Below are 11,921 nucleotides of genomic sequence, written 5' to 3'. Positions count from 1 at the left end.
GCAGGAAATAAAGAAAGAAACATGACTGATTAATGCTTGGCTGTTGAAGGATCGATAAAGCCGCCTGCAACCACAGCGTGCCTTTGCGGCGCAAGCTGACCGCAAGAGCACAGACCAGGTCAGCCGCATCGATTGAAGGCAACGGCTATTTCAGGCGGCGTCGGCGAGGCATTGAAGGTGGTGGCCTGGAACGTCGAGCGGCTTCGTCATGTCGATGCCATTGCACGAACGCTTCACCAGCATTTCATCATCCCTTTGCCGGATAACAATGACGGTCTTTACGTCTTTGGCAGGCGCCCTAGCTACCTAGGGCGCCGGTGTGACGTTTTCATGCCGCTGTCGCCGCCGAAGGGGAGAAAAGACCAGCTGTGTTCAGGCCCGCAAGGGCCACAACAGACTGTCACATACCTTCTCTAAGAGAGCGGGCAAGGACTTGCGCAAGACCCTTGTCAACAGTCATTCAAGAGGGAAGAAATCATGACGATCATCGAGCGGGGCTTTGCTGCCCTTGCCGCAGGCGTGCTGAGCACCGCGCTGGCGATGCCTGCCTTCGCGGAACCGGCAAAATTCGATTTCTGGTTCGGCCTTTCGGGCGATCTCGCACGTGTCGTGGACACGCTGTGCAAGAATTTCAACGCCTCGCAGAAGGACTATGAAGTCGTCTGCACCAGCCAGGGCAACTACGACGCCACCTTGCAGAACACCATTGCCGCCTTCCGCGCCGGCAAGCAGCCCGCCGTCGTTCAGGTCTATGACGTCGGCACCGCCACCATGATGCTGTCGGGTGCCTACAAGCCCGCCGACAAGCTCATGGAAGAAAACGGCTACAAGATCGACTACGCCGATTATTTCCCCGGCATCGCCCGCTATTACGCCACGTCGAAAGGCGAGATGCTGTCCTTCCCGTTCAATTCGTCGACCCCGCTGATGTACTGGAACAAGGACGCCTTCGCCAAGATCGGCAAGAGCGAGGCGCCGAAGACCTGGGAAGACGTCGGCGCCGACCTCAAGGCGTTGAAGGACGCCGGCTATGAATGCCCGATGGCGATCAACATCTCGGCCAATGAAAGCTGGCAGCTCATGGAGCAGTTCTCGGCGCTGCACAACCAACCGATCGCCACGAAGAACAATGGCTATGACGGCCTCGACGCCCGTCTCGAAGTCAACAAGACCAAATTCGTGCAGTACGTCACCGACCTCAAGAAATTGTATGACGCCGGCCTGATCAAGATCAAGTCGAAGGATCTCGGCCAGGATATGGTCCAGGCCTTTGCCACCGGTACCTGCCAGGTCATCCTGACCTCGGTCGGCGATCACGGTACGGTTGGCCGTACGCAGAAGGAAGGCATGAACTGGGACGTTGCCGAACTGCCCGTCTATGCCGGCACGGAGCGCAAGAACTCGCTCGTCGGCGGCGCATCGCTGTGGGTTCTCTCCGGCAAGTCGGATGCTGAATACAAGGGCGCGGCCGCGTTCCTCAACTTCATCCACGATCCGAAGACCGCCCTGTTCTGGTCGACCAACACCGGTTACATCCCGGTGACCAAGTCGGGCTTCGACTACATGAAGGGCCAGGGCTTTTACGACAAGGCGCCTTACAAGGGGCGCGAAGTCGCGATCGCCAGCCTGACCGCCTCCGAGCCGACCGAAATCACCCGCGGCATCCGCCTGGGCAATTTCACCCAGATCCGCGCCGAGTTCGGCACCCAGATGCAGGCGATCTTCGCCAACAAGGTCAGCGTGCAGGAAGGCCTCGACACGCTGGTCAAGAACGGCGACGCCATCCTCGACCGCTTCCAGCAGACCTATCCGGGAAAAACCCTGCCCTGATCCAGGGAAATTCCGGGCCGCCGGCCGACCCGTTTGAGCATGATCCCGAAAACCGTCTCCACTTTCGGGATCATGCTTGGGTCGACGGGCGGCTATTTCGTTATTAATCTTTCGCTTGCTTTAAGCTGACCACCCTGCGGCAACGGCGGACCGATGGAAAAACGCGTCACTTTCGGCAGTTGGACAGTCGGCATTCTTTTCGCGGTGCCGCAACTTGTCCTGATCTTCACCTTCTTCTACTGGCCTGCCGGCCAGGCCGTATACTGGTCGCTGACGCTGCAGCAGCCCTGGGGCGGCGGCAACATCTGGGTCGGTCTCGACAATTTCCGCTCGATCCTAGCCAACGCCGATTACTGGAACTCGATCACTGCCAGTCTTGTCTTTGCTGGCATCAGCACCGGGCTTGCGATGTTCGTCGCGCTCGTGCTCGCCGCGCTCACCGACCGCCAGCTAGCCGGCTCGCGTCTCTATCGCGTGGTGCTGATCTGGCCCTACGGTATCGCCGCACCCGCGCTGGCGATGGCGTTCCGCTTCATCCTGGCCCCCGAAGCCGGCTTCATGGCCGTCGTCAACCAGGTCTGGCCCGGCTTCTGGGATCCCGGCCTCGACGGCGCAGACGCCATGGCTTCGATTATCGTCGCCTTCTCCTGGAAATATGTCGGCTATAACTTCATTTTCTTCCTTGCCGCGTTCCAGGCCATCCCGCGTTCCCTGATCGAAGCCGCCGCGATGGACGGCTCTGGTGTCATGAGGCGCTTCTGGGATATCCAGTTTCCGCTGATCACGCCGACCATCTTCTTCCTGCTTGTCATCAACATCACGGAAAGCTTCCAGGATTCCTTCGGCATCGTCGATATCATGACGTCCGGTGGGCCGGCGAATGCCACCAATCTGATGGTCTACAAGATCTATTCCGACGGCTTCAAAGGCCTCGATTACTCCGGTGCCGCCGCGCAGAGCATCATCCTGATGTTGCTGATCATCGTGCTGACCATTTTCCAGTTCCGCTTCATCGAGCGGCGCGTCCACTACAGGTGAGACTGATATGGTCGAGCGCACCCCGTTCCTCAACTTCTTCACCCATGTGATTCTGTTTGCCGGCTTTGTGCTTTGCATCGCGCCGTTCGTGGTTGTGGCCGTGGCCGCGTCGCACAACCTCAAGGATGTCAACGACGTGCCGATGTCGCTGCTGCCGGGCAGCGATTTCTGGACTAACATCAAGACGGCGTGGACGACGGCCGACCTTGGTCCCAAGCTGCTCAACAGTTTCATCATGGCTGCCGGCGTCGCGGCCGGCAAAGTAATCATCTCGGCGCTGACCGCCTTCTCGATCGTCTATTTCCGCTATCCCGGCCGCACCTTCATCTTTTGGCTGATCTTCGTCACGTTGATGCTGCCGCTGGAAGTGCGCATCGTGCCGACCTATGCGGTGGTCGCCAATGTGCTGTCGCCCTACCAGACCATCCTCGACATTACCGGGCTGAGCTGGCTGATCGAGAAGATCTCGGGCGTGCAGGTTTCGCTCAGCCTAGGCCTGCTCAATTCCTATACCGGGCTGATCCTGCCGCTGATCGCCACTGCCACCGGCACCTTCCTCTACCGGCAGTTCTTCCTGACCGTGCCGGACGAACTGACCGAGGCGGCGCGCATGGACGGTGCCGGCGCGCTGCGCTTCTTCATCGATATCTTGCTGCCGTTGTCGCGCAACAACATGGCCGCGCTCGGCACCATCATGTTCCTGTGGGCGTGGAACCAGTATCTGTGGCCGCTGCTCATCACCACCGACCAGTCGCACGCGACCGCCGTCACCGAGCTCAAGCAACTTATCCCCAATGTCGGCGGCATTCCGGAATGGAACATCGCCATGGCCGGAACGCTTATCGTCATGCTGCCGCCGCTGATCGTGGTGGTGCTCATGCAGCGCTGGTTCGTGCGCGGCCTGATCGCCACCGAGAAGTAACAAGGAGACAAAAGATGGCCTCCATCGCAATACGCGGCGTCAAGAAGAACTATGCCAAGACGCAGGTCGTGCACGGCGTCGATCTCGACTTCGCCTCGGGCGAATTCGTCGTCATCCTCGGGCCGTCCGGCTGCGGCAAGTCCACGCTGCTCAGGATGATCGCGGGGCTGGAAGAGATTTCCGACGGCACGATCGCCATCGACGGCATGGTGGTCAACAAGCTCGAGCCGCGCGAGCGCGGCTGCGCCATGGTGTTCCAGAATTACGCGCTTTATCCGCATATGAGCGTGGCCCAGAACATCGGCTATTCGCTGAAAGTCGCCGGCGTTCCCTCGGCCGAACGCAACCAGCGCATCCGGGCGGTGGCCCGCACGCTCGAACTCGAGCAACTGCTCGACCGCAAGCCGATGGCGCTTTCGGGTGGCCAGAGGCAACGCGTCGCCATGGGCCGCGCCATGATCCGCGAGCCGAAGGTGTTCCTGTTCGACGAGCCGCTGTCCAATCTCGACGCCAAGCTGCGCGTGCAGATGCGCTCGGAGATCCGCAAGCTGCATCGCCGGCTGAATGTCACCTCCGTCTTCGTCACCCACGACCAGGTCGAGGCCATGACCTTGGCCGACCGACTGGTGGTGATGAATGGGGGACGGGTCGAACAGGTCGGCACGCCAGGTGAAATCTACACCCGCCCAGCCAGCCGCTTCGTCGCCACCTTCGTCGGCGCGCCGGCCATGAACATCCTCGGAGGCACCGTCGAACTCGACGGATTGTCGCTGCTCGGCGGCAGCCGGCGCCTGGCGATGGCTCGCGCTGGCCTGCCGGTCGGCACGAAAGTGGCGATGGGCATCCGGCCGGAAGCGGTCCGGCTGGTGGCACCAGGCACGGCCGGCGCGCTCGATGCCACGGTCGACCTGGTGGAGGAATTGGGCGCGGGGCGGGTGATCTATGTCGACCTCGACGGCGCGCCGTTCTCGGTGATGACCTCGGAGGCCGTTCACCCCGAGCCCGGCAGCACTGTCGGCCTGAAGATCTCGCCGGACGACATGCACTTCTTCTCGTCGGAGACAGGCACCCGTCTCGATGTCTTCAAGGCTTCGGTGCCAGAGCCAGCGCTTTGATTTCCAGCACGCGCACAGCCATAGAGACGTACATGAAAGTCATCCAGGTCACCGACGTGCATCTCGGTCGGCAAGGTGAGCGCCGCTTTGGGGCCGACCTGCACCAGCGGCGGGATCATTGCATTGCGCACATCAATGCACATCACGCCGACGCTGCGCTTTGCGTCTTTTACCGGCGACCTGACAGAGACCGGTGCGCCACAGAGCCATGCCGATCCGCGCGCTGCCCTGACCACGCTATCGGTGCCGTAGAGGCTGCCGCCGGGTAACCATGACCGGCGCGTCGGGCTCAAGCGAAGACGTGCGCCTTGCCCGATACGGTCAGCCGCACGATCTCGCCGACCGCCGGCGCGTCCATGCCGGATTTGCGCAGGATCAGCGGCGTGCCGCCGATGGCCGCAGCGTCGGGCGGATCGGAATTGTTCAGGAGCCGCACGGCGATCGTGCATGTCGAGCCGGCGAATTCCAATTCCGTCACCTCGCCGAACGGCATGTCCGACGTGCCCGACATGCCCTCGCGCGAGGTGCGTTTCAGGCCGATCTGCTCCGGCCGCAGCATGATGCGGGCGACATCGCGGCTGTCCGGCGCGTCGACGGCGATGCGACCCAGCGGCGAACTGGCGAAGCCGCCTGAAATGCTCGCCGGAAGGATGATGGCATCGCCGAGGAACTCGGCGATCATCCTGTCCTTCGGCTTGAGATAGAGCTCGCGCGGCGTGCCGATCTGGGAAAATTTCCCATCGCGCATTACCGCCACCTGGCTGGCGAAGGAGAGTGCCTCGGCCTGATCGTGCGTCACCAGGATGGTGGTGATGCCGGCCGCCTCCAGAAGTTCGGCCACCGCCTTGCGCATCGAGGCGCGCAGGCCGGTGTCGAGTGCCGAGAACGGCTCGTCGAGCAGCATCAGCCGCGGCTTCATAGCCATGGCGCGGGCCAGCGCCACGCGCTGCTGCTGGCCGCCGGAGAGCTCGTGCGGGCGGCGTTTGAGGATGGCCTTGTCGAGTCCCACGATATAGGCAAGTTCGACGATGCGTTCGGCGCGCCTGTCGTCGTCCCGTGCCATGCCGAAGCCGATATTGTCAGAGATGGTCAGGTGCGGGAACAGGGCGCCGTCCTGCGCCACCACGCCAATACCGCGGCGATGCGCCGGGACAGCGGCGCCGCCATTGGCCAGCACCTGCCCGTCGAGCACGATGCTGCCCTGATCAGGCGCCTCGAAGCCGGCGATCAGCCGCAGCAAGGTCGTCTTGCCGCAGCCGGAAGGTCCCACGATCGCCGTGCGACTGCCGCTGGCGACGTTCAGGTTGACACCGGCCAGTGCGGCGACCGCGCCGTAGTGCTTGTGCAGATTGCCGAGTTCGAGAAAGCTCATCGTCCGGCCATCCGCTTCGACTGCACGTAGAGCAGCCAGGTCAGGGGCAGCGACATCGCCACCATGATGAAGGCGTAAGGAGCCGCCGAGGCGTAATCGATCTCGCTGCTGTAGGACCAGAACGCCATGGCCAGTGTGCGGGTGCCGTTCGGCGCCAGCATCTGGGTCGCGGTCAGTTCGTTCATGATGCCGAGCGCCACCAGCGCCATGCCGGCCGCCGCACCGGGCGCCGACAGGCGGATTGTCGTCGACCACAGCGCATTGAGCGGCCGACGGCCGAGGCTGGACGCAGCCCGTTCGAGCTCGACCGGCGCTTGCGCAATCGATGCACGCAGGCTGACCAGCGAGCGCGGCAGGAACATCAGTGCATAGGCGACCAGGATGGTGAACAGGGTCTGGTAGAGCGGCAGTGCGATGCGCACGGTGATGGTGACTAGTGCAAGCGCGATGACGACGCCCGGCAGCGAACCGACGATATAATTGCATCCCTCGAGCAGGCGCTGCAACGGACCTGGCGCGCGGATAGAAATCCAGGCCATCGGCATGGCCGCCACAGTGGCAAGCAGCGCCCCGGCGAACGACAGGAACAGCGTCTGACCGAGTGCAAGGCCGATCTCGTCGAAGCGCCAAACCTCGGCGCCGCCGGCGGCGAGCCAGCGCCCGATGGTCACGAACGGAACGCCAAGCGCCAGCAATGTGGTGACGGCGAGCAGCAGTAAGCTGGGCAGAGTGGCGCGGCCTAGGCTCATTCGTTGCTGGTATCGCGCGGCACCCGAGCCGACACGGGCATAACGCTCCTCGCCGCGGACCAGCACTTCGAGGCCGAGCAGCACGAAGCAGCAGGTCACCAGCACGCCGGCCAGCATGCTGGCGGCCGGGCCGTTGAAGGTCGACTGGAACTGATCGACAATCGCGGTCGTGAAGGTGTCGAAGCGGATGAAGACATAGAGGCCATATTCGGCCAGCAGATGCAGCCCGACCAGCAGCGAGCCGCCGCATATTGCGAGCCTGAGCTGCGGCAGCACGACGCGCCAGAACACGCGCCAGGGTCCATGGCCAAGTGCCGCGGCCGCGTCCTCGAGAGCGGGATCGAGACGGCGCAGGGCCGCCGACACCGGCAAATAGAGGAAAGGGAAATAGGCGATGACGGAAACCAGCACGCCAGCCCACAGGCCGTGCAGCCCGGGCACCAGGGAGATCCAGGCATAGGAGTGCACGAAAGCGGGGATGGCGAGCGGCGCCACGCAGAGCCAGGACCAGAGCCGGGCACCGGGCAGGTTGCTGCGTTCCGTCAGCCAGGCCAGCGTCACCGACAAGGTGATGGCGATCGGCACCGCCAGCAGCACCAGCAGGCCGGTGTTGACCAGCAGTTCGCCGACACGCGGCCGAAAGACCAGTGCCGAGACCGTCTCCCAGCCGGTCTGCACCGCGATCCAGAAGATGAAAGCGAGCGGCAGCAGCGCCAGCAGGGAGACAAATATGGCGGCGGCGACAAGCCAGGGCGCCGCCCGCCGCTGCGCCCGTCCAGGCATCTTGGGCGGCAGGCCGAGACGCGCGAGATCGACCGCGGGCTGCATCCGTTCAGGCGCCATACCGTTGCGACGCGGCAGCGGCAATCATGGGACCACGGTAGCGGTCAGGAACGAAGCGTGTCGTCATGGACGAATGCATCTCGAAACAAAACGCTCCCGCGAAAGGTGAATTCCCGCGGGAGCACGATCTGACGTCCTTATTAGGAAGAACGGCAACTAAAGCAAGCCGGCTGCCGTCATCAGATCGGTGACCTTCTTGGAGTTCAGCGTCGTGGCATCGACCTTCGGCGCCTGCAGGTCGGCCAGTGGCACCAGCTTCGGATTGGACTGCGCGCCCTTGCCGACCGCGTATTCGAAGGAGCTTCCGTTCTTCAGCACGTCCTGGCCACCCCTGCCGGTCACCCATTTCAGGAAGGCCTGGGCTTCCTTGGGATGCTTGCTCGAGGCCAGCACGCCGCCGCCGGAAACCGAGACGAAAGCGCCCGGATCCTGGTTCTTGAAATAGTGCAGCGCGACATTCTTGGAATTTTCGCCGGTCTTGGCCTGATCGCCAAAGTAGTAGTAGTGGTAGATCACGCCGGCTTCGATCTCACCGGCATTGACCGCCTTCATCACGGTGCTGTTGCCCTTGTAGGCGGTGAAGTTCTCCTTCATCGCCTTCAGCCAGCCGGCCGTGGCGGGCTCGCCCTTGAGCTGCAGCAAAGCGCTAACAATGGCCTGGAAATCGGCGCCGGAAGGCGAAGCCGCCCAGCGGCCCTTCCAGCTCGGGTCGGCGAGATCGAGCATCGACTTGGGCAGCTGGTCTGCCTTGAGCTTGGTGGTGTTGTAGACAAACACGGTGCTGCGCGCGGCCACGCCCACCCATTTGCCGCTGGTGGCCTGATAGTCTTGCGGGACTTGAGCCAGCGTATCGGTGGCGACCGGCGCGAAAAGGCCGGCATTCTCGACCAGCACCATGGCCGGCGAATTTTCCGTCAGGAACACGTCGGCGGGCGAGGCGGCGCCCTCGGCGACGATCTGGTTGGAGAAGTCGCTGTCACCGCCGTTGCGCAAGGTGACCTTTATCCCCGTTTCCTTGGTGAATCCTTCCGCCCATTCCTTCGCCAGGCTTTCATGCTGGGCGTTATAGACGACGATGCCGGCATCTTCGGCCGTCGCCGGACCAGCGGCGAGGCTGATTGCGAGCGCGGCCACGCTGGCAAGGGCAAGAAGGGGGGATTTCATAGAGTACTCCTCGGGTTGCCCGCACTGGGGTGCGTCCGAGTACAATTCATGAATGAACTAGTCAAGATTGAAAGACGATTGGCATCATCACGGTTTCGCGTGTCGGAGGCCGATGGCATCACCCGATATGCGGGGCTGGTGGCTGCTCCTGCGGGATGCAGCCATCGACCATCGGATGAATGGTCCAGCGCTGGTCCAGCCCCTGCTGTGTTCGTTTGGTCTCGGGATCGAACGCTTCGTTCAGCATGGCGCACCAGGTTCTGCGCAGGCTGTCGCAGCGCGACCGGAACGCCGCGCTGCCAAGCCCGTCACGCATATCCTGCGCAGTGAGGTCGGTGGTCTCGCCCGGCGGTTTGGGCGGAACGGTGCCCGTGTCGGCAAAGTTCGGATCCCACTGTAGATAATGTTTCGCGTCGGCACCGTCGGCCGCATCGAATTTGACCACCGCCATCAGCGGATGAAACTCGTGCCAGCCCTTGTGATAGCCGTCATAGACATGTTCGCCGAGAACGGCGACATGGTCGCCCATTCTGATGGGGCCGAGCGCCTTGTCGCCGACATTGGCGTCCTCGACATTGCCGGGGCTCCAGTTGAACAACCCCTGAAGGACCGGCTTGACCCCGCCGAAATAGGACGCCGCTCCGCCGATGGCGCCGCCAATGGCCGCTCCGAGCAATCCTCCCAGGAACGAGCCGATGGCACAGCCCAGCGCACCCAGGAAGAACGATCCTATGGCGCAGCCGACAGCCGCGCCGATACTGGCGCCGGCCGCCGCCGCGGCCGCCGTGACGACCAGGGCCGCCGTCAGCAGGATGACGATGGCCGGTGCCCATTGGCGCATCTTGATCCAGAAGTCGCCCTCGGCCTCGCAGTGCAGGCCCCAGCGGGCATGATCGTCGGCGGGTGCGTAGCCCAGATCCGTCTTCAGGTCATCGCGCGGCAACAGCAGCTCATGACCCTGAAAGCCGTCATTGAGAATATCGTTGGCCGGATGGGCCGCGACGCTGGCGGCGAATTCCGCCACGACGGTGCCGTCGGCATTGTAGCGATTGGCCGCCGCCAAGGCCGCCTCATTTGTTTCCGCATTGAGGATTTCGGTCGTCGGATGCGGCATCAGTATGACGTCGAAATACTGGTCGTTGTCGAAGGCGCCGAGATCGCTGCGGAACGGATTGTAAGACACGATGCCGACGGCGCATTTCGGATTGTCCTTGTCGAGGCAGACCAGGCGATGGTTGAGCCATTCCCCCGCCGCCTTGTCGATCGTGGCAGTGGCGGACGCCAGAAATGCGATGACCGCGGCAAGTGCCGCACCGACCGGCCCCAGCAGCAGGCCGAAGGCAGCCGCCAGCCCGGTGATCACGATGATCTGCAGCGCCTGGCCGGCGAGGAAAGCCAGCCGATCGTCCTCGTTGTAGGGCTTGCCACCGGCCGGATAGAGAAAGCAGCTCGTATAGTGCTTGTAGGCCATCGGAGCAGCCTCAGCCTTTCGTGGCGGTGAGCGTCACGCCGCCGGTCATGGTGCGCGATCCGCTCTCGCCGACCGTGAAGACGTGGACGTTGAAGGTCTTTGAGCCGCGGAAGGCGGAGTCCTTCGGTTCGATCTCGACGGCGATCTCGGTCAGCTGGCGCGGCTGCAGTAAAAGCGTTCTTGGGACGATCCTGACCAACCAGTCGTCCGGCACGGGAAACCGGCCATACGCCTGTTCCTCGAGGGCCTTGGCCCAGCGCGCCTTGCTCTCGGCGAGCCGCGGCTGTGGGGTGTCCGTCCGCTCGTCTCGACCTTGGCCGCGTGGCGGGACACATGGCCGCAGCTTCGGTAGAGCGTAGCAGTCCGCCTCGATCTGGAAACGCCGGACGACCGAGGCTTCGTTGCGCACGCTGAAGACGAACTTCGCCGGTGAGCGCATCTCGGCAATGTTGACGTTCTTCTGGCCAAGGTTGTTGCTGGGGTTGGCGTCATCGCCCCAGGAAAGCTGTGCCTGCAGGCAGTAGTGGCCGCCGGTGGCGGGCGTGGTCCAACTGAACTCGGCATAGGCAGGGCAATCGATCGTGCCCTTGGCTCCGAGATTGATGGCGACGTTGGCGATCGGACGGGAAATGGTCTGGGCGCCGAATGACAGGTAGGACAGTGCCACCCCGACGCCCACCGCTGGGGCGTCATAGGAGCCGTTCCAGACACGCACGCGAACGCGATATGTATGTGCTGGCTGAAGCGCGCCGGTGACCGGCAAGGTGCCGTCGAAAATGTCGATATCGGGATTGTCCCAGGTGACCGCGAGGCCCTGCCCCATCAGATAGTACTGGGCATAGAGAAGAGGATCGGCGCGCTTGTAGATGTCGGGTGGTAGCTGGATGCAGCAATCGTTCTGCGCCGGGCTGGGCAGCCGCTGGCCCTTGGCCAGCCGGCACAGCAGCCTGCATATCGTGGCAAACAGCACCTTCAGCCCGGCGGCCAGACGCTTCCAGAATTCGGCGGCAAACAACAGCAAGGCCGCGGTTCTGATGTGGTTGACCAGAGATCCTGCCATGTCGTGTTCCCCACGCTGAGAGGACGCAACGGTAATGTTTTCCTGGCGGACCTGTCTCCGCCGGTTGTCCAGAGGCTATTTCTTCAGTGATCCCTGTCTTCTGTAGAAGTAGACGGCGGCGACAAGGACTATGGCAGCAATGACAAGGCTGCTCTCGACAGTTCCCGAGCCATTGTCGGGAGAAAATCCAAAAATGCGTTCAATGAAATCCATTTCGGCCGCCCTCCGATCCTTTGACGCTACAGAAGGGTTTACCTTACGTCAATCCAAGGTTGGTCCCACGCCGCTCCTCACGCATGGGGCTGGAAACCAGGGAACCCGTCAGGGAAATTAGCGGGCCATCCCGCAAAGTTTCGT

At 62.9% G+C, this 11,921-nt stretch carries 10 protein-coding genes; 5 read left to right on the top strand and 5 right to left on the bottom strand.

Going from position 1 to position 11,921, the window contains the following annotated elements; all coding sequences use genetic code 11:
* Positions 1-477: 477 nt before the first annotated feature.
* From AC3CB8_RS00365 to AC3CB8_RS00345, 5 genes are all read left to right on the top strand, one after another.
* Positions 478-1,830 carry an extracellular solute-binding protein gene (locus AC3CB8_RS00365; protein WP_352566105.1) on the top strand — a complete coding sequence of 451 codons (1,353 nt, stop codon included), beginning with the start codon at positions 478-480 and terminating at the stop codon, positions 1,828-1,830.
* A 153-nt stretch (positions 1,831-1,983) separates the two neighbouring features.
* Positions 1,984-2,868: a carbohydrate ABC transporter permease gene (locus AC3CB8_RS00360; RefSeq protein ID WP_023770777.1), complete on the top strand. Its 885-nt coding sequence runs from the start codon at positions 1,984-1,986 to the stop codon at positions 2,866-2,868.
* Positions 2,869-2,875: 7 nt separating this feature from the next.
* A complete protein-coding gene (locus AC3CB8_RS00355) occupies positions 2,876-3,790 on the top strand; it encodes an ABC transporter permease subunit (protein WP_023770776.1) in 915 nt (304 codons plus the stop codon).
* Between the two features lie 14 nt (positions 3,791-3,804).
* Positions 3,805-4,905, top strand: coding sequence for a sn-glycerol-3-phosphate import ATP-binding protein UgpC (locus AC3CB8_RS00350; protein WP_352566103.1), 1,101 nt, complete (start codon positions 3,805-3,807; stop codon positions 4,903-4,905).
* 123 nt (positions 4,906-5,028) lie between these two features.
* Entirely contained in the window at positions 5,029-5,157 is a 129-nt protein-coding gene (locus AC3CB8_RS00345; RefSeq protein ID WP_280800182.1) for a hypothetical protein, read from the top strand.
* A gap of 37 nt (positions 5,158-5,194) precedes the next feature.
* On the opposite strand, the gene AC3CB8_RS00340 is transcribed toward AC3CB8_RS00345, so the two are convergent.
* The 5 genes from AC3CB8_RS00340 to AC3CB8_RS00320 form a co-directional block, all read right to left on the bottom strand.
* Complete coding sequence (locus AC3CB8_RS00340; RefSeq protein WP_488377254.1) at positions 5,195-6,277, bottom strand: ABC transporter ATP-binding protein; 1,083 nt, start codon at positions 6,275-6,277, stop codon at positions 5,195-5,197.
* Entirely contained in the window at positions 6,274-7,854 is a 1,581-nt protein-coding gene (locus AC3CB8_RS00335; protein ID WP_352566100.1) for an ABC transporter permease, read from the bottom strand. The genes AC3CB8_RS00340 and AC3CB8_RS00335 overlap by 4 nt, the downstream gene beginning before the upstream one ends.
* Positions 7,855-8,025: 171 nt before the next feature.
* Entirely contained in the window at positions 8,026-9,033 is a 1,008-nt protein-coding gene (locus tag AC3CB8_RS00330) for an iron ABC transporter substrate-binding protein (RefSeq protein WP_352566098.1), read from the bottom strand.
* 118 nt (positions 9,034-9,151) lie between these two features.
* On the bottom strand, positions 9,152-10,504 hold the full coding sequence (locus AC3CB8_RS00325; protein ID WP_352548711.1) for a hypothetical protein: 1,353 nt from the start codon (positions 10,502-10,504) through the stop codon (positions 9,152-9,154).
* A gap of 10 nt (positions 10,505-10,514) precedes the next feature.
* Positions 10,515-11,564 carry a hypothetical protein gene (locus AC3CB8_RS00320; RefSeq protein WP_023770770.1) on the bottom strand — a complete coding sequence of 350 codons (1,050 nt, stop codon included), beginning with the start codon at positions 11,562-11,564 and terminating at the stop codon, positions 10,515-10,517.
* Positions 11,565-11,921: the final 357 nt, after the last annotated feature.

This window comes from Mesorhizobium sp. P160927 (assembly GCF_057766385.1).
This window is presented reverse-complemented; position numbering and strand designations above follow the sequence as displayed.

What these genes read in the sequence shown, in the direction of transcription:
- AC3CB8_RS00365 (WP_352566105.1), top strand. Translation starts at nt 478, where the DNA reads ATGACGATCATCGAGCGGGGCTTTGCTGCCCTTGCCGCAGGCGTGCTG.
- AC3CB8_RS00360 (WP_023770777.1), top strand. Translation starts at nt 1,984, where the DNA reads ATGGAAAAACGCGTCACTTTCGGCAGTTGGACAGTCGGCATTCTTTTC.
- AC3CB8_RS00355 (WP_023770776.1), top strand. Translation starts at nt 2,876, where the DNA reads ATGGTCGAGCGCACCCCGTTCCTCAACTTCTTCACCCATGTGATTCTG.
- AC3CB8_RS00350 (WP_352566103.1), top strand. Translation starts at nt 3,805, where the DNA reads ATGGCCTCCATCGCAATACGCGGCGTCAAGAAGAACTATGCCAAGACG.
- AC3CB8_RS00340 (WP_488377254.1), bottom strand. Translation starts at nt 6,277, where the DNA reads ATGAGCTTTCTCGAACTCGGCAATCTGCACAAGCACTACGGCGCGGTC.
- AC3CB8_RS00335 (WP_352566100.1), bottom strand. Translation starts at nt 7,854, where the DNA reads ATGCAGCCCGCGGTCGATCTCGCGCGTCTCGGCCTGCCGCCCAAGATG.
- AC3CB8_RS00330 (WP_352566098.1), bottom strand. Translation starts at nt 9,033, where the DNA reads ATGAAATCCCCCCTTCTTGCCCTTGCCAGCGTGGCCGCGCTCGCAATC.
- AC3CB8_RS00325 (WP_352548711.1), bottom strand. Translation starts at nt 10,504, where the DNA reads ATGGCCTACAAGCACTATACGAGCTGCTTTCTCTATCCGGCCGGTGGC.
- AC3CB8_RS00320 (WP_023770770.1), bottom strand. Translation starts at nt 11,564, where the DNA reads ATGGCAGGATCTCTGGTCAACCACATCAGAACCGCGGCCTTGCTGTTG.